The organism is Desulfobacula sp., from assembly GCF_021107415.1.
The window spans coordinates 1-24,333 of record NZ_JAIOSW010000208.1 but is presented as its reverse complement, the minus strand read 5'-3'; the positions used below and the strand labels follow the sequence as shown (position 1 = coordinate 24,333).

27 protein-coding genes and 1 pseudogene are annotated in these 24,333 nt (G+C 35.6%); all 28 read left to right on the top strand.

Features of this window, described 5'->3' with window-relative positions; all coding sequences use genetic code 11:
• Positions 1–190: 190 nt before the first annotated feature.
• Positions 191–603 (top strand): annotated as a pseudogene (locus tag K8S13_RS25700) (HEPN domain-containing protein).
• The gene (locus K8S13_RS11225; RefSeq protein ID WP_291462538.1) at positions 576–896 is read left to right on the top strand and encodes a nucleotidyltransferase domain-containing protein; all 321 of its coding nucleotides are present in this window, start codon (positions 576–578) and stop codon (positions 894–896) included. The pseudogene K8S13_RS25700 and the gene K8S13_RS11225 overlap by 28 nt, the downstream one beginning before the upstream one ends.
• A 65-nt stretch (positions 897–961) precedes the next feature.
• Positions 962–2,056: a dTDP-glucose 4,6-dehydratase gene (rfbB, locus tag K8S13_RS11220; protein ID WP_291462537.1), complete on the top strand. Its 1,095-nt coding sequence runs from the start codon at positions 962–964 to the stop codon at positions 2,054–2,056.
• A 110-nt stretch (positions 2,057–2,166) separates the two neighbouring features.
• Entirely contained in the window at positions 2,167–3,243 is a 1,077-nt protein-coding gene (locus tag K8S13_RS11215; RefSeq protein ID WP_291462536.1) for an SDR family NAD(P)-dependent oxidoreductase, read from the top strand.
• Between the two features lie 26 nt (positions 3,244–3,269).
• On the top strand, positions 3,270–4,418 hold the full coding sequence (locus K8S13_RS11210) for an NAD-dependent epimerase/dehydratase family protein (RefSeq protein ID WP_291462535.1): 1,149 nt from the start codon (positions 3,270–3,272) through the stop codon (positions 4,416–4,418).
• Complete coding sequence (locus K8S13_RS11205; protein ID WP_291462534.1) at positions 4,409–5,380, top strand: NAD-dependent epimerase/dehydratase family protein; 972 nt, start codon at positions 4,409–4,411, stop codon at positions 5,378–5,380. Before K8S13_RS11210 ends, K8S13_RS11205 begins: the two co-directional genes overlap by 10 nt.
• Positions 5,381–5,486: 106 nt before the next feature.
• The gene (locus K8S13_RS11200; protein ID WP_291462533.1) at positions 5,487–6,353 is read left to right on the top strand and encodes a hypothetical protein; all 867 of its coding nucleotides are present in this window, start codon (positions 5,487–5,489) and stop codon (positions 6,351–6,353) included.
• A 214-nt stretch (positions 6,354–6,567) separates the two neighbouring features.
• On the top strand, positions 6,568–8,076 hold the full coding sequence (locus tag K8S13_RS11195) for a flippase (protein WP_291462532.1): 1,509 nt from the start codon (positions 6,568–6,570) through the stop codon (positions 8,074–8,076).
• Between the two features lie 22 nt (positions 8,077–8,098).
• Positions 8,099–9,502 (top strand): hypothetical protein, encoded by a 1,404-nt coding sequence (locus K8S13_RS11190; RefSeq protein ID WP_291462531.1) that lies wholly within the window; start codon positions 8,099–8,101, stop codon positions 9,500–9,502.
• 7 nt (positions 9,503–9,509) lie between these two features.
• Positions 9,510–10,610 (top strand): glycosyltransferase, encoded by a 1,101-nt coding sequence (locus K8S13_RS11185; protein WP_291462530.1) that lies wholly within the window; start codon positions 9,510–9,512, stop codon positions 10,608–10,610.
• Positions 10,607–11,695: a glycosyltransferase family 4 protein gene (locus K8S13_RS11180; RefSeq protein ID WP_291462529.1), complete on the top strand. Its 1,089-nt coding sequence runs from the start codon at positions 10,607–10,609 to the stop codon at positions 11,693–11,695. Before K8S13_RS11185 ends, K8S13_RS11180 begins: the two co-directional genes overlap by 4 nt.
• 26 nt (positions 11,696–11,721) lie before the next feature.
• Positions 11,722–12,249 carry a DapH/DapD/GlmU-related protein gene (locus K8S13_RS11175; RefSeq protein ID WP_291462528.1) on the top strand — a complete coding sequence of 176 codons (528 nt, stop codon included), beginning with the start codon at positions 11,722–11,724 and terminating at the stop codon, positions 12,247–12,249.
• A 44-nt stretch (positions 12,250–12,293) separates the two neighbouring features.
• Complete coding sequence (locus K8S13_RS11170; protein WP_291462527.1) at positions 12,294–13,037, top strand: bifunctional 2-polyprenyl-6-hydroxyphenol methylase/3-demethylubiquinol 3-O-methyltransferase UbiG; 744 nt, start codon at positions 12,294–12,296, stop codon at positions 13,035–13,037.
• Between the two features lie 42 nt (positions 13,038–13,079).
• A complete protein-coding gene (locus K8S13_RS11165; protein ID WP_291462526.1) occupies positions 13,080–13,919 on the top strand; it encodes a sulfotransferase domain-containing protein in 840 nt (279 codons plus the stop codon).
• Positions 13,912–14,670 carry a WecB/TagA/CpsF family glycosyltransferase gene (locus K8S13_RS11160; RefSeq protein WP_291462525.1) on the top strand — a complete coding sequence of 253 codons (759 nt, stop codon included), beginning with the start codon at positions 13,912–13,914 and terminating at the stop codon, positions 14,668–14,670. The genes K8S13_RS11165 and K8S13_RS11160 overlap by 8 nt, the downstream gene beginning before the upstream one ends.
• Positions 14,670–15,779 (top strand): glycosyltransferase family 4 protein, encoded by a 1,110-nt coding sequence (locus tag K8S13_RS11155; protein WP_291462524.1) that lies wholly within the window; start codon positions 14,670–14,672, stop codon positions 15,777–15,779. Before K8S13_RS11160 ends, K8S13_RS11155 begins: the two co-directional genes overlap by 1 nt.
• Before the next feature lie 15 nt (positions 15,780–15,794).
• Positions 15,795–17,018 (top strand): nucleotidyltransferase family protein, encoded by a 1,224-nt coding sequence (locus K8S13_RS11150; protein ID WP_291462523.1) that lies wholly within the window; start codon positions 15,795–15,797, stop codon positions 17,016–17,018.
• Positions 17,011–18,453: a sugar transferase gene (locus K8S13_RS11145; RefSeq protein ID WP_291462522.1), complete on the top strand. Its 1,443-nt coding sequence runs from the start codon at positions 17,011–17,013 to the stop codon at positions 18,451–18,453. Before K8S13_RS11150 ends, K8S13_RS11145 begins: the two co-directional genes overlap by 8 nt.
• Positions 18,454–18,558: 105 nt before the next feature.
• On the top strand, positions 18,559–18,822 hold the full coding sequence (locus tag K8S13_RS11140; RefSeq protein WP_291462521.1) for a type II toxin-antitoxin system Phd/YefM family antitoxin: 264 nt from the start codon (positions 18,559–18,561) through the stop codon (positions 18,820–18,822).
• A complete protein-coding gene (locus K8S13_RS11135; RefSeq protein WP_291462520.1) occupies positions 18,822–19,100 on the top strand; it encodes a type II toxin-antitoxin system RelE/ParE family toxin in 279 nt (92 codons plus the stop codon). The genes K8S13_RS11140 and K8S13_RS11135 overlap by 1 nt, the downstream gene beginning before the upstream one ends.
• Before the next feature lie 267 nt (positions 19,101–19,367).
• The gene (locus tag K8S13_RS11130; protein WP_291462519.1) at positions 19,368–19,706 is read left to right on the top strand and encodes a HipA N-terminal domain-containing protein; all 339 of its coding nucleotides are present in this window, start codon (positions 19,368–19,370) and stop codon (positions 19,704–19,706) included.
• The gene (locus K8S13_RS11125; protein ID WP_291462518.1) at positions 19,678–20,667 is read left to right on the top strand and encodes a type II toxin-antitoxin system HipA family toxin; all 990 of its coding nucleotides are present in this window, start codon (positions 19,678–19,680) and stop codon (positions 20,665–20,667) included. Before K8S13_RS11130 ends, K8S13_RS11125 begins: the two co-directional genes overlap by 29 nt.
• Positions 20,668–20,671: 4 nt before the next feature.
• Positions 20,672–21,607 carry a hypothetical protein gene (locus tag K8S13_RS11120; RefSeq protein ID WP_291462517.1) on the top strand — a complete coding sequence of 312 codons (936 nt, stop codon included), beginning with the start codon at positions 20,672–20,674 and terminating at the stop codon, positions 21,605–21,607.
• Between the two features lie 27 nt (positions 21,608–21,634).
• Positions 21,635–21,931 carry a PqqD family protein gene (locus K8S13_RS11115; RefSeq protein WP_291462516.1) on the top strand — a complete coding sequence of 99 codons (297 nt, stop codon included), beginning with the start codon at positions 21,635–21,637 and terminating at the stop codon, positions 21,929–21,931.
• Positions 21,921–22,421: a S24/S26 family peptidase gene (locus K8S13_RS11110; RefSeq protein ID WP_291462515.1), complete on the top strand. Its 501-nt coding sequence runs from the start codon at positions 21,921–21,923 to the stop codon at positions 22,419–22,421. The genes K8S13_RS11115 and K8S13_RS11110 overlap by 11 nt, the downstream gene beginning before the upstream one ends.
• A gap of 136 nt (positions 22,422–22,557) precedes the next feature.
• Positions 22,558–22,695, top strand: a complete 138-nt coding sequence (locus K8S13_RS11105; protein ID WP_291462514.1) for a hypothetical protein — start codon at positions 22,558–22,560, stop codon at positions 22,693–22,695.
• A 50-nt stretch (positions 22,696–22,745) separates the two neighbouring features.
• The gene (locus K8S13_RS11100; RefSeq protein WP_291462513.1) at positions 22,746–23,459 is read left to right on the top strand and encodes a PEP-CTERM sorting domain-containing protein; all 714 of its coding nucleotides are present in this window, start codon (positions 22,746–22,748) and stop codon (positions 23,457–23,459) included.
• A gap of 83 nt (positions 23,460–23,542) precedes the next feature.
• The coding region (locus K8S13_RS11095; RefSeq protein WP_291462512.1) for a hypothetical protein at positions 23,543–24,333 on the top strand (791 nt) is incomplete at its 3' end.

Genomic DNA, 24,333 nt, shown 5'->3' with positions numbered 1-24,333 from the left:
TCAACTTTCAATATGTTAAAAAAATGAAACTATTTACCCCAGAATAATTGAGCCATGAATGTGTGTGAGTGGGTTTGAAAAGCTCTCACACATTCACAACATCAATCATTCTGAAAGGTACCAGTTTCAACACCTTTGACTATAATGAATAATTTTGATATCCTAAAATCAATTCTAATTGATAGAAAAAATGACTGATACCTTAAAAAAAAATGTCAAGCAGAGACAAATAGATTATTGGATAGCATCGGCTAAACATGATTTGGATGCTGCTCAAACACTTTTTCAAAATGAGAAATATGATTGGTGTCTATTTCTTGCATATTTAGTTCTGGAAAAACATTTAAAGCTCTTTATGTTCAAAATATTAGTAAAATGGCTCCACGTATTCACGATTTGGTTAGAATGGCAAATATGGCAAAAATTAAGCTTGGAGAAGAAACACTTAAGTTTTTAGATGCAGTGAACACTTTTAATATTTCAACACGATATCCGGATGAAAAATTAAAATTTTACAAACTGTGTACCGCTGAGTTCACAGAAAAATATTTCCGCCAGATAAAGGAAATTTACAAATGTCTTCTACAAAAAATAACGCATTAAATAAGGCAAAGAAACTTATAGAGCTGTTGAATTTAAATGGCATTGAGGTTTTTAAAGCATATGTATTTGGTTCTGCTATACAGGGGGTAACTCATGAAAATAGTGATATTGATATTGCTATTGTTTCAAAAGATTTCACCGGGATACCTTTTTATGATGTTCAAAAAATAAGCAAGTATAGAAGAGCGATTGATTTAAAATTAGAAGTGCATCCTTTTTCCATGGACGATATTTTGGTTGACCCCTCTCTCTTTTTTTCAGAGATACAAAATAAAGGTATCCCAATTATTTAAAACGAAGCAGCCGACTACGCCGCATGGTTTATTCAACTTCGATCTATGTTAAAGGAACTTCTCCAATGAAAAATCTTCTTGTTACAGGTGGTGCAGGGTTCATAGGCACAAATTTTGTTTATTACTGGTTAAACAAATATCCGGAAGACCATATTGTTGTGTTAGATGCATTAACCTATGCCGGAAACAAGGCAAATTTATCAGAAGCCCAAAAAAATCCAAAATTTGAATTTGTCCATGGCAATATTCTGGATGAAACCCTTGTTGAATCACTGCTTATACACCACAAAATTGATACCATAGTACATTTTGCTGCTGAATCCCATGTGGACAGATCCATACATGGCCCTGATGAATTCATCAATACCAATATTGTAGGCACCCATACTCTTCTCAAAGCAGCAAAAAAAATCTGGCTGGATGATAAACCCCAAAACCATCGTTTTCATCACATCTCAACCGATGAAGTATATGGATCTTTAAAACCAAATGATCCCCCCTTTACAGAAACAACACCTTATGCTCCCAATTCACCTTATGCTGCAAGCAAAGCAGCATCAGATCATCTGGTTAGGGCCTATCACAAAACTTACGGATTACAGGTAACCATCAGCAATTGTTCCAACAATTACGGACCCTACCAGTTTCCTGAAAAATTAATTCCACTAATAATAACCAATATCCTTAATGGAAAGCCTCTACCAGTTTATGGAGACGGGAAACAAATCCGTGACTGGCTTTATGTGGATGACCACAACTTAGGTGTTGATCTGATTCTGGAGAAAGGCAAAATTGGAGAAACCTATAACATAGGCGGAAACAACGAATGGACAAACATTGATATTGTTAAGCTTGCCTGTGATCTAATCTATAACAAATTTTCAAAAAATAAGGATCTCGTAAAAACATTTTCAAATTGTCCTTCATCGCAAGGTAAGCATCCTGAAACCCTCATTACCCATGTTAAGGACAGATTAGGTCATGACCGCCGCTATGCCATCAATGCTGAAAAAATAACTTCAGACCTTGGGTATTCTCCCAGAGAATCCTTTGAAACCGGTATCAAAAAAACCCTTGACTGGGTTTTAGAAAATAAGAAGTGGTGGCGGAAAATTATGGATAAAAGCTTTATGGAGTGGGTTAATTGTAACTATGACTGAAGTAATTATAAGATTCTTGAACAATCCAGTAAATAAAACTGATATCGTTTTGTTATTTAAAATATTAATTGAACGATAATAAATAATAAATTTTCAACAAGAGGTTAAGCATGAAACAATTTTTAAAGCAAAAAAGAATTTTGATAACCGGAGCTTGCGGGACCATAGGCAGCGAGTTGACAAGACAGCTCCTTGAAGACTACAATGCACTGGAAGTTGTCGGAATAGACAACAATGAAAGCGAACTTTTCTTTCTGGAGCAAAAATATTTAAAACATGACAATACCAAATTTGCTCTGGCTGATATCAGGGACTGCGAAAAACTTATCAGAATGATGCAGGACATTGATATTGTTTTTCACACAGCCGCCCTCAAACATGTGGTATTATGCGAAAGGAATCCATTTGAAGCCATACAAACCAATATTCTTGGAGTTAAAAATATCATAAACGCTGCTTCAGCTTGCAATGTCAAGCGGGTTATTTTCACAAGTTCAGATAAAGCAGTCAATCCCACCAATGTCATGGGGACATCTAAACTCATGGGCGAACGGATCTTTACGGCCGCAAACAGTAACCAGAGAGATGCAACCACGATATTTGCCTCCACACGATTCGGTAATGTCCTGGGCTCTAGGGGATCAGTTATTCCCATCTTTAAAGAACAAATTAAAAAAGGCGGCCCTGTCACCCTGACCGATCCTGAAATGACACGATTTATCATGAGTATTAAAGATGCCGTGCAGCTTGTAATCGACTCAGCTAAAATTGCTCTTGGTGGATTTGTATTCATTACAAAAATGCCGGTGATCCGAATTAAGGATCTTGCTGAAGTCATGATTGAAGATCTCGCTCCGGTGTTTGGTCATAATCCCAAAGATATTGACATGAAAATAATTGGAACCAAACCCGGTGAAAAACTTTATGAAGAACTCATGAGCCAGGAAGAAACGAGAAGAGCATTGGAGTTGAAAAATTACTTTGCAGTAAAACCAGCCTTTGAAAGCCTTTATAACAAGGCAGACTATACATATAATGATATAGTAAGCGATATGGTGTCAAACCCATACAACTCTGCTAATGAATCAAAATTGACAAAAGAAGAACTCAGGAATTTTCTACTCACAAACAAACTTCTTGAAGAATGTTTGGATGCCTCACATCCTGATGAAAGATACTGGCCATAATTTTAATCAACCACTGGAGAATTTAAATGCGCGTACTAATATTAGGCGGTGACGGCTACCTTGGATGGCCTACAGCCATGAATCTAACAGCAAGTGGGCACCAGGTTGCTGTTGTCGATAATTACCTTAGAAGAAATATTTGCAGGGAAGAGGATTCCGAAGCTCTGTTTAACGTCCCCAACCTCCATGACCGTGTAAAACTCTGGAAAGAAATATCCGGCCACAAGATAGATGTCCATATTGGAGACCTATGCGAATGGGATTTTATCAGCAATCTCTTTATACAGACAAAACCAGAGGCGGTTATCCACTATGCAGAGCAACCTTCAGCTCCATATTCCATGCTGAACAGGAACGCTGCCACACTCACAATAAAAAATAATATTAACGTAACAACCAATATTATTTTTGCAGTAAAAAAATATGCTTCGGATGCCCAAATCATCAAGATAGGCACCATGGGCGAATATGGCACACCTAACATAGATATTGAAGAAGGCTGGATCGACATAGAACACAAGGGAAGAAAGCAGAAATTTCTCTACCCCAGACAGGCCGGCAGTCTTTATCACACCACCAAAGTGATGGGTACCGACCTCTTATGGTTTTACGTCAGAATGTGGGACCTTAAAGTCACAGACCTTATGCAAGGGCCGGTGTATGGACTTCATACCGATGAAAATCAGGGAAATGAAAACCTGTTCCCTTTTTTCAACTATGATGAACTTTTCGGCACTGTTGTAAACAGGTTCATTGTACAGGCTGTAGCAGGCTACCCATTAACTGTCTATGGGAAAGGTGGGCAAACCAGGGGATACCTTGATATTCGTGACACCCTCCAATGTGTAAAGCTATCCATGGAAAACCCGGCCAAAAAAGGAGAGCTTAGAATCTTCAATCAGTTTGTGGAAACTTTTTCAGTTAATCAACTGGCAGACAAAATCCAGCAGGCAGGCAAAAGATTCAATCTGGATGTCCAGATAAAACCCCTGCCAAACCCAAGGAAAGAGGCTGAAGATCACTACTACAATCCTGCGCACACAGGACTTCTCGACCTTGGATTAAAACCCCATTATCTGACAGAAGATATCCTATCCCAGATGATGGAAACCGTGTTAAGATATAAAGACAAAATAAAAAAATCTTCCATATTCAGAGGTGTAAAATGGCAATAAACAAACCACTCAAATGGCTGATCACCGGCGGATGCGGATTTATCGGAACCAGTCTGATTAAAAATCTTGTGGAAGAGGGCAGACACCATATCCGTGTTCTTGATAACCTGACTGTGGGTACGCGGGATGATCTATCCTGTGTTTGTGACTTTACCGAAACGAACTCAACCGATGATAAAGCAAAACTCATCGTTGGCGACATAAAAGACTATGCCACTTGCCAGAATGCAGCAAAGGGAATGGATGTTATTGTCCACCTGGCGGCCAATACTGGCGTTGGCCCTTCAGTAGAAGATCCTGAAGCCGACATGAAAAATAATGTTATCGGAACCTTCAATATGCTGGAGGCAGCCCGACACAATAATGTCAAACGCTTTATCTTTGCCTCTTCTGGTGCTCCAGCAGGAGAATGCGAACCACCAATTCATGAAGAACTGCCTCCTCATCCTGTTTCGCCTTACGGCGCCAGCAAATTGGCCGGAGAGGGATATTGCTCTGCTTATTATAAAACTTTTGGAGTTGAAACAATTGCTTTAAGATTTGGCAACGTATATGGCCCGGGCTCCGGTCATAAGAATTCTGTGGTGGCCAAATTCATCAAAAAGGCCATGGCAGGGGAAATCCTTGAGATATATGGTGACGGTACCCAGACCAGGGACTTTATCTATATTGATGATCTTATTCATGCCATCAAAGCGGCACAGACCACACCAGGCATAGGCGGAGAGATATTCCAGATAGCTACAAATAAAGAAACCACCGTCAAAGAAATGGTTGATATTCTTATTCCGCCTCTGAATAAAGCAGGTATTGCAGATATTCAAATAGAACATGGTGAAAAGCAAGTCGGAGATGTAATGCGAAATTTTTCTGACACCTCTAAAGCACGAGACATCCTTAACTGGACAACCCGGTATGATTTAAGCCGAGGTTTGCAGGAAACTATTCAATGGTTTATATGATGCACACTGTTATTATGGTATTATAAAGAGATCAATCAAAAAATAATTAATTCAGTACAACAAGACTGTATTCCACACATTTTTAACAAAATACCAAGGATTAAAAATGGCAAAAATAATTAATGTATTGGGTACCGGCAGATCAGGAACAACGTTGATAGATCTCATTTTAGGTAACGACAAAAATGGCTTCTCTTTAGGTGAAATTTATGCTTGGTTCAGACCATTTCGTACGCATCACTTTAACATTGTCTGCTCATGCGATTCTCCCCATTGCCCTTGGAAACAGTTAAAACATTTGAAGGAAAAAGACTTTTTTGAAAAAGCATTTGAGATATTAAAAAATGACTTTTTTGTTGATTCATCAAAATTTTTACCGTGGGTAATTGATAGCAATGAAAGGGCCATATCACAAAATATCATAGTACATAATATTCTTTTATATAAAGAGCCTATTAATCTAATTTACTCTTTTTGGAAAAGAGGACGAACAATTAAGAATGCTATTAAAGCATATAAAAAATATTACTCAAGGTTTTTCCAAACAAGTCTTCCTTTCATCGCATTGAATTATAATAGATTCGTTTCAAATCCAGAAGACATGCTACAAAGACTTTGTACTATAATTAATATCCCATATTTTCACGGCAAAGAAAATTTTTGGGAAAAGGAACATCATCATTTATTTGGAAGTCTTGGAACACGAAAACAAAACGAAAAAAAACAAGGACATATTAAAGCAAAAGATATTTTTCTTCCTGAATTTGAAAAAATTATTCCAAAAATCAATCTCATTATTAAAAATGACATAGAACTAAAGGAGATCAAAGACATATTGGATCAACATCATTTAATAAAATATAATGCTGATTCTATTCTACATTATCCCCAAAAACCATACTGGTATTATTTCGAGAAATATCGAATAAAATATAGACAATATTTCCCCGAAAAATGGCATTTGGATCAATAAACTTTGCATTAAAAATATAAGTGATGCTTTTAACATCCAACATAGATTTGTACACAGTGTTTCCGGTAACTTAGCTATTATCTAAAATAATCATAACATCATCGCTAAAAATATATAGTGGTTAATTTGCTCTTTTTCGCTCCAAACATTACTTTGACAATTTGTTATAATTTGCCTGAGTGGCACTTAAACCGATCATAAAAATCAATGCCCAATGAACTCCAAAAAAATATTACTTATCGGTAGTCTCTTTTCTCTGCTCGGTATCCTCGTTCAAAGAACAGCAGGTGTCGGACTCAGAATTCTTTTAGCCCGACTCTTGACACCAGGTGACTTTGGCCTGATTAATATAGGGCTTGGCATATTGGTTGTCTTTGCTTCCATATCTTGTTTGGGATATTTCCAGGGTCTCTCCAGATTCATTGCCTTTTATAATGGAAAAGGTGACTTTCAAAATATTGTTCCAAGCATTTTATCAGCTCTTGGTGCTGTATTTGTGTTTAGTTTTTTAACTTTTATTATTATATTTCTTTTTTCAAAAGAGATTGCCTTATCTTTCTTTCATGACGAGAAACTGATTGATATATTAAAAATATTTTCATTTGCAATTCCCTTTTTTGCTCTTACAAAAACCATGAATGGGGGTTTGCGTGGGTTAAAAAAAATCCATTTAATGATTATTACCGATAATATTTTGTGGCGCATTGTACCACTGATTTGTGTGCTGATCATGTACTATTGTTATAACTTGCAGGCAAAAAACATAGCTTATACCTTTGTTTTAGGTACTATAGTTATGTTTTTGACAGCAGGCACTTTGTTGTGCATCGAAATAAAAAAGATAACTGATTCAAAAAAAAAGGGTAACATATTATATTGTTTCAAAAAAATAACCCATTTTTCACTCCCCTTATCTATTTTTAATCTTACAAATCAACTCCGCTCAAGATCTGATATCTTTCTTCTGGGATTTTTCCTTTCTTCTGCATCAGTTGGTTTATATTCTGTGGCCACAACGCTGATTTCGATTCCAACTATTTTCATGGGTGCAGTAACAATGATTTTTAACCCGCTTATTTCCGAGCTCTACGGCAAAGGAGATTTGGGGAGATTAAAAAATATTTGTATTTTAGCCAGAGACTGGCTTTTTGTATTGGGATTCCCTATTTTTTTATTTCTTATCTTCTTTCCTCAGACATCCATTGATTTATTGTTTGGAGCATCATATCAAAAAGCCTGGATTGCCTTGGTTGTACTTGGAGTAGGGTTTTTCATACAATCTACCCTGGGTCCTGTAGGAGCGATAATTCTTGCCATGGGAAATTCTCAAATTGTAATGAAAATCAACATAGCATCGGTTATTATAGTCATTATTCTTAACATTACACTTATTCCCTTCATGGGCTTAACCGGCGCTGCCCTGGCTAGCAGCATTGCCTTAGTGTTTCAACAATTAGCCATGTTTAAAATAGTAAGAAAAAAAATCCCTCTGCCTTTTTTAAATAAGCACTTGCTTATTTACGCTCTCTATTGTCTTTTCCTTGCAGTTGGTTTAAAAATTTTGGCAGAAGAACATATACAAAGTATCTTCTCTTTGGCAGGAATTTCCATGCTATATTATCTGGTCAGCTTGACTGGAGTAGTTATAATAACAATACGCAACCCAGAAAAGATGGGTCTTGATTTTTTAAAAAGCCAATTAACAAAACGGTTTTTAAGTTAACAAGGAAAAACTGACTGTAATTATGGTGACAGCCGAAGATATTTTCAGGAAGATAAAAGATTTAATCATTTATGCTTTGATGGCTTGGCCATTTATTTGGGATAATGCAAATAAGTTAACAATGAAAAAGGCTTTTGGTATTCATGTGGAATCAGGTCTTGTGTTTAATTTTCTGCCTGATGAAACCAAATATCTTGAAGCAATAATACTATTTTTTCTTTTTGCAGTTCTATTGATAGATAAATATATTTTTCATAAAAAAATTGAACTTCCTTTTTTGAAATATTTATTCATCGCATTATTGATTGCATCTTGCACTCAAATCGCAAACGGTATTATTAATAATAATTTAGTAAATTTTAAAACATATGATTTGTTATACAAATTCTATCGTCCTTTAATATTATTTACAATTATCTATTATTTTGCCTCTGATCCTTATCAAAACATGATTAAAGTTAATCTTGTCTTCTTTTTTTTCATAGGCTTGAATGTATTAATCGCTATTTATCAAATTCTCACATATACATATGGGGTTGATATGGTAACTGGCTTTATGAGATCAGCACATACTTTGGGGATTATATTATTGTATTTTATGGTTGCAGTTTTTTTTTATTTAAAAGAAAAACCTAATATTATTTCCTTACTATGTTTTGTCCTATCAATGACTCTATTCCTTTACACATCCAATGTTAAGCTTGTATTTTTATTATTTTTCACCATATTTGCTTATACCATATTTGATAATCGGATTCAGTTGAAAAAATCTATTTTATATATTGTAGTTTTTCTACTATTGTTCTTTTTAACCCGATATATTATATTACGTTTTAATATTCAGGGTTTTGATAGAATAGAAAATCTTCTGAAATACCCTTTAATAGACTACCCCATAATTAAAACTATTTACTATATTCCTGTAATTTTTAAAGAAAATTTTTGTGCTCCGTTTCTTATGGGATTTGGTCATGGTTATTTTGATAATGCTGATATTATAATTTTTAATCTTGACGATCTGCAGGCTAGAGAATTAATATATTATAAATACAAAAAATTGTTCCTTTATCTAAAAATTCATGGTAACCAGATTGAATTAATACCAATTACTATGCTCCTTGTGCCATTTTCTTCTGCATTATGCCTGTTATATGAAGAAGGCTTTGTTGCTTTTGCTCTATATCTGTATATGTTCTATTTAACTTTTGTTGGTTTGAAAAAAATCAGGCAAAACAATAAAAATCTTCCAAAATTCTATATTGAAACAGTATGGTTTATATTTTTGCTAAGTATGCTGAATATATTAATTATACCAGGGGCAAACGTCATAGCAAACATCACCTTCCTGTTTCCACTTTTGATCAATTTAGGTTTACTGTTTAAATATCAGACTACAATTAAAAACAAAAAATTTATTCATCAATAATTCCGATATGCCAAACATGCAAGCAAATAAAATTTTATTAATTACCGATGATGAAAAAAGAGAGCGATACAAATTCATTTTTGAACCGCTAAAATCATTAAATCATCTGGTAAAAATTGAGCTTTTAACTATTAAACAGCTAGATATAAGAACAATCATCCAGTTAAAAAAAATATTATATAAAAATAAATATAAAAAAATTATACTATCAACACCTGGATTTTATATGGTCTGGATTGTTCTATTGAGATGTTTTGTAAAAACAAAAACTTTAATTGTCCTCCGAACAGGTGGAGACCTGTATGAAAATTCAAAAAGTCTGATATATACTAAAATCACAAAAAAACAATATCTTAAGGCGATCTATCATTTCATAACCAGAAATATACAATTCACAGCCCAAAAATTTTGTGATGAATATATTCTGGTCTCTGATTATCTGTTAACCTGTAAAAGATATTATTTTTTAAAAAAATCGCCTGTATATATAATCCCTCAGACAAAAAGTCTTAAATCACATAAAAAATCATATTGTATAAAAAACATAAAAAATATCAGAATTTTAACAATTGCAAATTTAAATTATAAAGAAAAATTTGAGGGGGTTCTTTTATTAATAAAGGCTGTTCTGATGTACTCAGAAAAATACGCAGATAAAAATATCCATTTCTCTTTTCAAATAATAGGGGGTGGTGAATACAGCGAGTCTCTTAAAAATGCAGTAAATTGCAACCCGAAAAAATCCAACATCTTGATTGACTATCTTGGTTTTCAAAAAAATATTGATGATTATTACCAATCTAATGATATTTTTGTATATTGGTCTTTCATGGATCTTGTCCCAAATGTGATATTGGAAGCACAATCGCATGGACTGCCTGTATTGTTTTTTGCTTCCCCTGGATTATCAAAGCTATTCAGTGGTTCTGCGTTACCATTTAAAGATAAAGACAGCCTTTTAATTCAATTGGACACAATAATATTTAATAATTCAGCCTATGAAGGTTATGCTTTAAAGGGAATTAATAATATTACTAATAATTATTCTATTGCCTCAATAGCTGAAAAGCTTAAAGCTGTGATTACGAGTACTCAGGAAAAAACATGAAAAAAAAAATAGCAATTTTTATTGGTTCCAACTTATCAGAATATTTATCTCGAAATAAATCAATCAACATTGTTACTGTTTTAAGCAACTGGAAGAACTTATTAGGTGATATATTTACAATGGATATTGTATCAGAACACAGAATGCCTCAATTTTTATGTAAAGGATATAATACCCCTGATTTAAAAACAATAAATGCGCCCGCCCCAAAACTTATAAAAGATTTATTCCTATGCATTTTTTATATAAAAAATTACAAACCGGATCTAATGATACACATCAGCAATCCGAACAGGGACGGTATGATCATCAGTTTTGCAGGAAAAATTTTCAATATTCCCACCATAGTGAGATTTACCGGAGACACTTATAACCGGCATAAAAACTATACAAATATTATTAAAAAACTTCCAGCATTGGCATCTCTAATTTCAGCACATCTTGCATATAAATATTCTTCTCAGACTGTCTGCCTTGGCCCAATTATGAAAAAAATGGTGGAGCAAAAGGCCGATATCCAGGCCCGTATTTTACCAATGCCAGTCAATTTTGATAAATTTTTCCCTGTTGATAATAAAGCAGAGTTTAAAAAAGATATTAATGCTCCCATAGAAAAAAACCTGGTTCTTTTTGTAGGACGACTGGATCTGTTAAAAGGCTCAGATTTGCTTTTTGATATTATAACAACAATAAATACAAAACGAGATGATTATTTTTTTGGTATTATCGGCGAAGGACCAGATCACAAAAAATTATCCGGCATAAATAAGAATGTAGCTTTATGGGGAAATGTACCATATAACAATATTCATATTTATTATAAAGCAGCCGACATATTACTGCTACCATCAAAAACAGAAGGTATGCCAAATGTTATTTTGGAATCATTGGCTTGTGGAACTCCGGTATTAGCAACCGATGTTGGTGAAATACCGTCTGTTGTTTCCAACATCTGCTGCACAAGCCAGGATTTTATAAATTTTTTAGTAAAGCGAAACTGGAAACTTGATAAACTTCCAGATTATTATAAACCCCAACAACTAAAACATCAATATTTAACAATATTTAATGAAACAATGAAATAAAACCTTTATTTTGGAGTTTTTTTGCTATGAAAATATTGAGATTATCTGATATCGCCTTAAAAGAACTCTGGTTTTGGTTTGAACATATTTTAGGTTTTCTACCAGGGAATATAGGTAAATACATTCGCGGGCATATTTATCCTTTTTTCATGAAAGAGTGTGGACGGAATTTAACTATAAGAGAACACACACATATATGGCATATAAAGCAATTGAGTGTCGGGGAAAAAGTGAGTATCGGCCGCCATAACATTATCAATGCCAAAGGTAATGTTGTAATCGGATCATATGTCATGATGGGTCCCAATATAATAATTAATTCAATAAATCACCACTATTTAGAACGTAATGCGCTGATGATCAACCAAGGGGTAAGAGGACAACCAGTAATTATAGGTGATGATGTCTGGATTGGTGCTAACGCTTTGATATTACCCGGCGTAACCGTGGGAACCGGAGCAATGATTGCGGCTGGCGCAGTTGTTACAAAAAACGTAGAAGCCTACACTGTTGTTGCTGGTGTACCTGCCAAAAAAATAAAAACAAGAAAATAAGCCGGAGAACTTTAATCATTAAAACGGTAGCGAAAGGATATAAAATGGTTAGTAATAATAACACCAATCTTCTAAATAAAGCCCGTTCTTTTGGTGCGGTTTATGGCAGTGCAAAAGGGTATAGAAACATTTCGTCAAGATTAGGTATTATCAATAAAATTGTCCCAATACATGGGGATAAGTTGTTAGACATTGGCTGTGGTAACGGGGCATATACCATGCACATGGCATCCAGTTTTAAATCTGTTGAAGCCATAGACATTGAACCGGATAGATTGAAAATTTTCCGACAAGAGAATAAACTTGATAATATTAATATTTATAATATGTCTGCCGATGAAATGGATTTTAACGACGAAACCTTTGATGCAATTACGGCCATTGAGGTAGTTGAACACGTTAATAATCTTGCAAGTGTATTAAATGAAGTTCACAGGGTATTGAAAAAGGGTGGGTGGTTTGCCTTAACAACACCAAATCGCTTCTGGCCGTTGGAACAGCACGGATACAAGATAGGACATCGATGGTTTCCTGGATGGACTGCGCCAGGATTGGTATGGTATCCGCCCTTACACAACAGATTGTCAAATGCCATGGCTTTCACAATTAAACAACTTAAGCAATACACTCATGAAGCCGGGTTCACCAATATCGGTCACAGCTACATGTTCCCACCGTTGGATAGCTTAGCAGATGGACATTTTCTTCATCGATTTACAAAAAAAATTGAGCAGACACCGTTTAGATTTTTTGCCCAGACCTTGATACTGGTTGCAGCTAAACCATAAAGGTATACGGCATTAAATTTAATACAGGACAAAAGGAAAACTATGCTACCTGATTTTTTATGCATTGGTGCGCAGCGATGCGGAACAACCTGGTTGTTTGAAAATTTACGTGAACACCCGGAAATATTCATGCCCCAGAGAAAAGAACTTAATTTTTTCAGTGAAATAGACGGTAATTATACTAAGGGGCTGGAATGGTATAAAAATCACTTTAACAATGCACCCAAAGAAACCCTGAAAGGTGAAATCACACCTGAATATTTTGTTGACTCAAACGCTCCTGAAAAAATATCAACTACCTTAGGCATCATCAAAATCATAGTTATCCTGCGAAACCCTCTTGAAAGAGCATACTCAAGTTATGGAAAAGGATTGCGGGAGGGAAACTGGAATATCAGTTTTGATGAATTTGTTAAAACTAATATGGATTATTGTATAGACAGAGGCAAATATTATCAGCAGCTCCAACCATACATCGCAACTTTTGGCAAAAAAAATCTTCTAATAAAAATATATGAAGACATCCAGACAGATCCTTTCAAGTTCATAAAAGATATTTATTCTTTTTTAGGTGTCAGCCCAGATTTTATCTCTTCACAAACAGACAATAAGTTTAATATCGGAGTATCAAACAAAGGCCCAGTCCTTTCTTTTATCACCTTAATCAGAGATTTGATTTATAAAACCCCTTTGAAAAACTCTATTAAATTTTTACAGCGCAACAGCCTTATCAACAAATTCATGAGAGAATCTCTATCTTCAAAAAAGGGGATTATACAATTTTCCGGCTGGATGAAAAACGAATATTATGATGATGTAAAAAGCCTATCTGTATTATTGAAAAGAGATATGCTTTTAGAATGGAAACTGGAAAATGAGTAATTTACCCAATTCTAAATACCTGATTACTTTAAAAGAGACCATGTCTATAATGAATCAGGCAGTTAATAACAATGACAAGCTGTTTATAACCGCTTTAAATATAAACATACTCCATAAAATCAATCATGATGTTGAGTTTGATAATCTTTTCTCCCAATTTGATAAAATATCCTTTGACGGATACTATTCAATCATTTGGGCAAAAGCTGTCGGCATAGAGCAAACAATCAAGCAAATCAGTGCAGATATATTAATGAAAGAAATTTTCAGTCAGGCAGAAGATAAAAAATGGAGCATCTGTGCTTTGGGCGGATCTCATTCAACAGAACAGGAATTTACAAAACAAGTTAACCAATCATACCCGAATGTGGATATTTCTTATCATCATCACGGATATTTTACAAAAGATGAAGAAGAGCATGTCATAAATGAGATAAACCATTTTTCCCCTGATATTTTAATGGTTGGCTTAAGTGTACCAAAAGAACATCAATGGTGTATAAGAAATAAATCACGGCTGAACGCCAAAATCATTCTCACCTGCGGCGGCTATATCGAACAAACCTCAGAGTATGGTGTGGATTATTATCCAAGTCACTGGATTTACAAGCTTCATATAAACTGGATATATCGTATTATAAATGAACCATCCAGACTTTGGAAACGATATTTTTTCCAAGGTTTATGGCTTCTTTATTGGTTACCCTGGCAGTTCATCCAGGCACGTTTATTTAAAAAGAACCTGCTTTAATGAAAATTTTTGTCACCGGAACCAGGGGCATGCCGGATATTCCCGGTGGCATTGAAAATCATTGCCAGAATATCTATCCTTTAATCGCTCAAAAAGGCCATGATGTTTATGTCGCCACACGCAAACCATATGTAAAATGTTTCGATAAAAACTGGTGTGGCGTCAATCTTGTCCATTTGTATGCACCACTTAAAAGCAGCCTTGAAACCATTATCCACACATTTTTAGCAGTATTAAAAGCAAGGTTTCATAATCCTGATATTCTGCATATTCATGCGATTGGACCGAGTTTAATGACACCCTTGGCACGTCTGTTGGGAATGAAAGTAGTGATTACCCACCATGGAAAGGATTATGAACGGATTAAATGGGGCAAAGTAGCCAGGGGGGCTTTACGGCTTGGAGAATGGATGGGAGTCAAATGGGCTAAAGATATTATTGTTATCTCTCCTGTCATACGTGATGCAATAAAGAGACAGTACAATCGTAAAACAACCATGATATATAATGGTGTTAGGTTGAAAAAAAAAGTTAAACGGACTGATTATCTGAAAAGGCTGGGCTTGACACCAAAGCGATATATATTGGCAGTGTCTCGTGTTGAACCGGAAAAAGGTTTGGATTTATTGGTGCAAGCCTTTTGCCGATTAAAAACAGATTGCAAACTGATAATTGCCGGATATACCAATTACGAAACTAGTTTTAGCAGGCAACTACAGGATATGATAAACAAACATGATCGCATTGTATGGCCCGGATATGTCACAGGTGAACCCTTAATACAATTGTATTCCCACGCAAAGCTTTTTGTGCTTCCTTCGTTTCATGAGGGGTTGCCGATTGCATTATTAGAAGCCATGAGCTTTGAACTGCCGGTTCTTGCTTCTGACATCCCCGCTAATAAAGCGGTTGAACTGCCAAAAGATCGATACTTTAAAACCGGTAATATGCTGGATTTGAAAAACAGACTGGAAACGCTCATTAACAAAAGACTAAGCGATACCGAAAAGCTTGATTTACGTCACCGGATTGAAGATAAATACAACTGGGATAAAATTGCAAACCAGACAATTGCAGTTTATGAAAAAGCGTTGAAAGGAAAGCCTTAATATGGCGGTATTCGTATGAAATCCATGCTTGCTAATATTCCTCTTGAACATAAGATTGTACTTTGCTGTTCAGTTAAAAAATCGACTGAGAGTAGATTGTCCGAACTTGCTTTGCTTGTAAATAAAAAAGTGAACTGGGATATGGTCTTTGATTTTGCTAAAAATCAGGGTGTCCTCTTTTTCCTTTACAAAAATTTAAAAACTATACACTCAGTCCTCAAAATTCAGTCCTCAAAACTCAGTCCTCAGTCTTATATAGTTCTTGATAATTTACTAAAAAAAACAAAACAAAGCTTTCTACAAAACAGCATCAGAAACCTGGTCCTTTCAGCCAGACTTGTCTCGATTATCCGTCTTCTCAATCATTCCGGCATCCTGGCAGTTCCCTTTAAAGGACCTGTCCAGGCAGAAACCATATATGGTGATATTGGATTTCGCTATTTTTCCGACCTTGATATCATTGTTTCCCCGGAAAATGCAGTAAAAGCCCGGGATATTCTATCAGAAAACGGCTTTTTCTTAGGCACACAAATTCCTGAAGACCAGTTGGCCACATATCTGAAACATGAAAATTTTTTTTCTCTGCATGATGAAAACAAAGCTGTCAATATTGATCTACACTGGGAACTTACCGGCAGGTATTCCCTTTGTCCATTTTACCTGAAAGATATTCAGCAGAGACTCGAGACTGTCAGACTTGATAAAGGAGAAGTATCTTCCCTGAATTTTGAAGATATGTTAATCTATCTATGCATTCACAGCTCAAGCCACTGCTGGGAAAGACTTGAATTAATCTGTGCAATCAGACAAATTGTAAATTCAGGAAAAATTATAGACTGGAACAATCTTGATAAAAGAGCAAAAAACTTGCAATGCAAAAGAATGCTCTATCTTGGACTTGCCCTTGCAAGGGACCTCCTCGATGCTGAGTTGCCGGAAGGTATGGAACAACACATTAACCGAGCATGGTTTGTGAAATATCTTGAAAAACAAGTCATAAAAAAAATGTTTTTTAATCAAAAACCGTTTTCAGAGAAGCTAAGCTGGCGATTTTCAAGTCTTCATTTTTTTGTGCGGGACACTTTTTTAGATGCTGTAAAATATAGTCTGCGCATTTTTTTCCAACCTACGGTCCGGGAATGGGTCAACTATCCTATGCCATCATATTTATTATTTCTATATTATCTTTTAAGGCCATACAGACTTATTAAGGAAGGATTTAGCAAAAGAAATGCTTAAGGAACACAGTTCATTAACCCTGGATATGCAAAAAGGTATTGATATTGGCATCACGGCTTTTTCATTTATTGCTGCCTATTTTATCAAAAGAAATTTATTGCCGGGAAAATTCAGCACCCTTTCCATCGAGCCCAACTACTATATCATTCTTCTTCTTATTATTATTGCCTGGTATATTTCTTTCAAATGGATGGGCATGTATATGTCCTACCGCCAAGCACCGTTCTGGGACTTCTTCAAGGTTATTTTAAAATCCTGCTTCATGGGGATGATTTTTGTCAGCATTGCCATGTATATTTTTCATATCCAGGGGATAAGCCGTCTTTTAATAGGGATCTTCCTAATACTTGATGTCTGTCTTCTGACCTTATCCAAGTTTATTATTTTCAAAAGCCTGGAAAGAATCAGAACAGATGGATTCAATACAAGGAACGTTTTGATTGTCGGCAGTGGTAACCGAGCCTGCCAGGTAATTGACGCAGTGGAGGAGCGCAAGGCCACCGGATACAGAGTGCTGGGATGCTTTGATATCAATAAAAGTAAACTGGGGGAAATTGTAACCAATGAACATAAAGTCATCGGTCTTGTAAAGGATCTTGAAGGGTATCTTAGAGACAATATCGTTGATGAACTCATCTTCGCCATTTCTTTGAAAAAATTGAAAAAAGGCGATCGATATATCGCCTTTGCAGAAAGCATGGGGATAAAAGTCAGGATTGTACCGGACTGGGAACTCCATTATTTGATGTATAGACCGGATGTTGCCACAATCCAGTTTGAAGAATTCTTAGGAATTTATAATATGGCCCTTCAATCCACACCCCAGAATGAAGGAAAAATGCTGATAAAGCATGCGTTTGATTTTGCTGCTGCGATTCTTTTGACTCTTTTATTGCTGCCGCTTTTATCGGTCATTGCCTTGGCTATTAAATTTTTTTCCAGAGGCCCGGCATTGTATAAACAGGAACGTCTGGGCATGAATGGCAGGCGGTTCATGGTTTATAAGTTCAGGACCATGGTTGAAAATGCAGATGAGATGCTGAAAGAACTTGCTGAGATGAATGAGGCAGATGGACCGGTTTTTAAAATCAAGGATGATCCAAGGATCATTCCCCATATAGGCGCTTTTTTAAGGAAGTCCAGTCTGGATGAGCTGCCCCAGCTGCTGAATGTTTTAAAAACAGAGATGAGCCTTGTGGGGCCAAGGCCGCCAATACCCAAGGAAGTGGATGACTATTCTGTATGGCACAGACGGCGGCTGTCCATGAAACCCGGGATGACGTGTCTGTGGCAGATTGCACCAAGACGGAATGACTTAAGTTTTGAAGACTGGATGAAACTGGACTTAAAGTATATTGATAACTGGTCACTTTTTAATGATTTTAAAATCCTGGTGCTCACAGCCAAGGCGGTATTGACTGGATCGGGAAGATAAGAACCGGAACGAAAACCTGAGGTTAGAAGCAAACTCACTTGACTCACTGAATAATGGTCATTATAATGACCTTAAGGATTATAACAACAACTTAAGGAGACATTCATGCAGATTGACAGTTACATAGCCGTCACTAAAGCAAAGGCCAAACTGCTTGACATGATACGAAACTTTGATGACAGAGAAGACACAATAGCGATTACTAAAAATGGCATACCAAAGGCCATTATAATGTCCATGGACCAATATGAAGCAATGTGCGAGACTATGGAAATCATGGCAGACAAAGATATAATGAAACAGATGTGGGCTTCAGTAAAAGAGGTGCAAGCAAAAAAACCTTTGCTTGACTTAGAGGATATCCTTTAATGTATCGTGTCAAATTGACACCTACTGCCGGTCTGATGTTCAATAATCTGCACCCAACTATAAAAAGACAACTCAAATCAATACTAAAAGGACTATACGAGAACCCGTATCTTGGAAAGGAGTTGCGGGATGAACTGGTCGACTTTAGATCATTAAGAATAAAACGCTATCGAGCAATCTATCAAATTGATAACCGAAATAAAGAGGTGATTATATATGCGATTGGGCACCGCAGAAATATTTATGAAATCATCAACAAGCTTGCAACTAAACCATGAACGTTATCAAATAAAAGACTTGGGAAGAAAATAGGTCAGGTATCAGGAAAAGAATTAGAGCTGATAGTTGAAGGTCTTCATGAGATAATTACCGGTTGAAGACGATCAAACTTTTTTTGAAGGTGCTGAAGAGCTGGAAATTGCTGTATGAGAAAAATACTAAGTCTGGATTCTGACAAAATCATCCGTGCTTTAAGAAGAGATGAGCACATCTCACTGTTGAAGAGTTGAATGCTCTCTTATAGATTAAATATTAGGACTGAATTTGTGGATAGGATAGGCAAAATTTATTTTGATAAAAAATTTGCAGGGATTTTGAAACAAATCGAAGGCGGATACACTTTTACCTATGATCTGCCATATATTGCCACTGGAACCCCCTTAAGTTTTAATCTTCCATTACAGGAACAGACTTTCAGAAGCAGCAGTTTATTTTCATTTTTTGACAATCTGGCTTCTGAAGGATGGCTCAAAAAAATACAAAGCAAAGCTCAAAAAATTGATGAAAACGATAAATTCCGACTTATTTTGGAGAATGGGAAAGATATGATTGGTGCTGTTACTATTTTAAGGGATAATGATGAATTATTGCAGAATCAGCCTTAAGCCGGTTAAAAGCAAATCAAAATATCCCCATTATTTAGATTCTGAATTTAGGAAATTATTTAAAAGCCTTAAAGTTAATCCAGCTCTTTCATTTGCACGGAAGGATTTTTTCAGACAAAGCACATCCAAGTCCAAAGGCCTGTCAATTTCAGGAGTACAGCAAAAACTTTCTCTAAAAATCAATTCAAACAAAGAACTGGAAATGACTTCTACCGAAGGAGAATATATTCTTAAACCCAGCCCTGAAGCTTTTCCCCATGCTTCGGAAAACGAGCATTGTGCAATGTTAACAAGCCGAATGCTTGGAATTGAAACCGCACTTTGCGCTTTGATCTCATTTTCTGATGGCGAGCTTGTCTATATTACAAAACGGTTTGATCGCAAAGGTGATGGTAAGATCCATCAGGAAGATCTTGTTCAAGGCTTTGGAATGAAAAGTGAGGATAAATATGCATACAGTTATGAAAAGGCCGGAAAACTCATAAATCTCATGGCAAATGGCAAAGCATCGGTTGTCTTTGATTTTTTTTGTCGTGTCGTCCATGCCTATATTATTGGCAATGATGACCTGCACTTAAAAAATATAAGTTTGCAAAAATTGCCGGAAAATACCAGGCTGTATTATGATCGTTTGGCACCCAATTATGACTCTCTTTTTACCAATGCATTTGACAATGTTTCCGGTTCAGGCTTCCTGGCTCTGGATCTGCTTGAAAATGAGGGAAACGGCTTATTCTCAAAAGCTTATGAAAAATATGGCTTTTATACAGGATATGATTTCAAGGCTTTAGGAAATAGACTGGGCTTAAGAGAAAAGCCAGTCACAACATTTATCAACACTGTCAAAAAAAAAGAATCAATGTTAATTGATTTAATCAACTGCAGCAGTATGCCCGATGATATGAAAAAAAAAGCGAGCTTGATGATTTCTGAAAGGATAAAAACTCTTGGATTGGGATAGAAAAATGCTGACTAAAAGAGAAGAAATGAAAACCTATACCAAATATTATAAAGTTGCCGGCATCACTGTTCAGGTAAATTCTAATTACCCCATTTCAGAGAAAACCTTTCATCCGAAATTCAAGCTTTTTGAGACTGATGGTTTAGGGAATGACAACATTATATTAAATCATCATTTTTATCTGCCTGATACTCTTGATTCATCTTGTTCTAAAAAAACTGAAATCTATAATAAGAATCAATGGCATATTTTTAAAACACAGGATTCATGGATCTATAAATATACACCTGTTCTATCCGAAGACCCAGGTCATCCGGCAATTGGTAAATTTAGTGAAGATCATACCGTCGTAGATATTTATTCAGATGCAATTTCCGAAGAATATTATAAAAATGCTCAGTTTAGTGCTTTAACGCTCTTTAATACCGATCAGGTGCTTTTTGCCAAAATTTTAAGCGATAGAAAAGGGCTGATTATTCACTCAAATGGATTTAATATTAGCGGGAAAGGTATTTTGTTGACTGGAGATTCAGGAGCTGGAAAAAGCACCTTATCTCAAATGTTGAAACAAAAAGGATTTGAAATCCTATGTGATGATAGAATGTTCGTTAAATGTTTTAAAAATGATTTTTGGATTCACGGTCATTGGTGCCATGGCACAGTTCCGGATGTATCATCGACATCAGTTCCCCTAAAAGCTATCTTTTTTCTTGAGCAGGCAAAAAATAATACTATCTTAAAAATTGAAGATAAAAAAACACTTAGTCTTGATCTTTTTCAATCTATTGTAAAGCCTTTTTTAACTCCAAACGGCTGGGATGCAACCTTTACAATTCTTGAAGAAATCATTCAACAGATCGACTGTTACACTTTAAAATTCAATCTGGATGGTGATATTTGTGATAAAATATGCAACTTAATGGAGAACTATCAATCATAGATAAAAAAAATTATTAGGGGAAAAAACATGATCATCAATTGCCAGTCATATTACTGTGTTTCAAAAGAGGTTATAGCAAGAAAGATTGAGGGTGAGCTTGTAATTGTTCCCATGATCTCCGGTGTGGGGAATCTGGATTCTGAGATGTACGCCTTGAATGAAACCGGTGCTGCCCTCTGGGAAAAACTTGATGGAGAAACTATACTTGATGATGTCATACATGAACTTGCAAAGGAATTTAACACTTCTTATGACCAAATTAAAAATGATGTATTGGATATTTTAAAGGAACTGATAACAAAAGAGTTGGTTGTTGAAAAATAAATCGCCTGATACCTGTTCCATTGTTAAGGATCATGGAGTATTGAACCTTTCAAGTAGATCCCTTGGAAAGCTTGTCAAAGAATTCACTCAAAAAAGAAAAAAAATTAAATTTAAAGCAAAAGGCCACAGTATGAAACCCTTTATCAAAGAAGGGGATACGATCACCATTTCACCTTACATTGATCTATATCCCGTGCCTGGAGATATTGTGGCATATTTGAATTCAGTAACAGACAAACTAATTATTCACCGGATTATGAAAATTTCAGGAAACAGCTTTATTGCAAAAGGTGATAATTGTTTTAATAATGATATTGTTCATGGAATAAATTGTATTATTGGTTATGTCTCCCAGATCAATGGAAATTCTTTTATAAAAAAAAACCTGATTTCTTCTCCTTTTAAAAGGGTATTGACTGCTTTTTCTGCTATTGGATTAATATTTTATTTAAATAAATTCTTGAAAAAAATAGAATGTTTAATAAAATAAGTGTAGAATGTTGTAAAAATTTGTTTTTTGTGTAGAGGATATTTTTAAATCGCAACAAGAAAAACGATCTGATTAACATAATGGCATGCTAATTGCTTTATTTAAATTTATTTTATTAATTAAGGGGGTAACTACAATGGATAAAAATAAAAAAAAAGAATGGGTAAAGCCTGAAATTACCATTATATTTTCAGGTAGTGTAAAAGAACATGTCATGACTCTAAATGTTAGTGGAGACCCTGGAGAGCCCCCTCCCCCACCACCACCTCCATAATGGTTATTATGCTTACTATTACTTTTAATTTAAAAAAATAAGAGGCCTAAATGAAAAAAATACTGTTTTTATCACTTTTGTTTTTAATGTTCTTTGCAAATAATTGTTTTGCACTTTATGTAAAAGTCACACCTGATGCCTTACCAGCAACTGGATTTGTAGGGACTTATTTCCATTTTGATAGCAATGGAGATGGTGTATTTGATGATCCGCACACTTCCTTAGATGGATCTTACACATATGATTTTACGTATTCTGGAGAATTCAATCTTGATTTTAGTGTAAATGAAACCAGCCCTATTTTATATAATTCCTATGGATTTTGTATTGATCTTAACACTGACGCCGGGAGCGGTTCTGCCAATTTAGTGGATATAACCACTGATAATATGGGAAAGGCTGCATGGATTTTGGATGAATTCTGGACTAATACCAATACCGTCAATGAAAATGCAGGCATTCAGCTTGCTGTGTGGGACCTTGTTTATGGTTCTACAGGAAGTGGGTTTGATAGATTTGTTCCATGGCACAGCACAACTCAAAATGACCCATATGATTGGTATAATCAATACATAGCTTTATTTAATGCAAACTATCCTTCATCAGGCTTTGATAGCTCCAATTATAAAATAGTTCATTTTGACGATCAGCAAATTCAAGATATGATTACCACCAATCCAGTTCCAGAACCTGCCAGCATACTGCTTCTTGGATTTGGCCTGCTTGGACTTTATGTGGCCGGAAGAAAAAGACATATGCAATAAAAAAATATATTGAATAACTTAAGAAAGGCAGGGAGTGGAATACTCCCTGTCTTTTTTTTTTGTTTTATGTATAATCATTCCTGATGAATCCAAACTCCTTAAATACAAAACTTAAAAATGCCATCCGAATTGACAGGGCTCTAAAATTTGTTTGGCAGGCTTCCCCTTTATATTCAATACTTTCAGGGCTTGTGGTGGTTGTTCTTGGCATACTCCCTCTTATTTCTTTATACCTGATAAAACTCATTATTGATGCTGTTACAGGCCTTGAGTTTAACCAGGGAATACGCCTGTTTGATCATGATTTTTCAAAGCCGCTCCTGTATATTGTAATAGCCTGCGGGGTCGGACTTTTAACTGCGTTTTTTAATTTTTTAACTGACTATATTAAAAAAGCGCAATCCCTTATCGTTACGGATTATATGTTCTCTATGCTGCATGAAAAATCAGTACAGGCTGATCTTGCCTATTACGAATCTCCAGAGTATAGAGATACACTTTTCAGAGCCCAGAGAGAGGGGCCATACAGACCCACAAGCATTGTGAACGGTCTATTTACCGCAGGCCAGAGCGGTGCTTCTTTTGTTGCTGTGTTCTGGCTGCTGTTTTTATTCAACCCCATTCTACCCATTATAATGATTGCTGCCTCAATCCCGGGAGTGCTATTACGGTTAAAATACTCTGAAAAAATCTATGCATGGCAGGAGAAAAGAACTGAAGATGAGCGCCGATCCTACTATTTTCACTGGATGCTGACTGGAGATGCCCATGCCAAGGAATTCAGGCTGTTCAACCTTGGGAAACATTTCATTGAACAATTCAACTCCATCAGAAAAGCACTTAAAAATGAAAAACTCTGGTTTGAAAAGCGAAG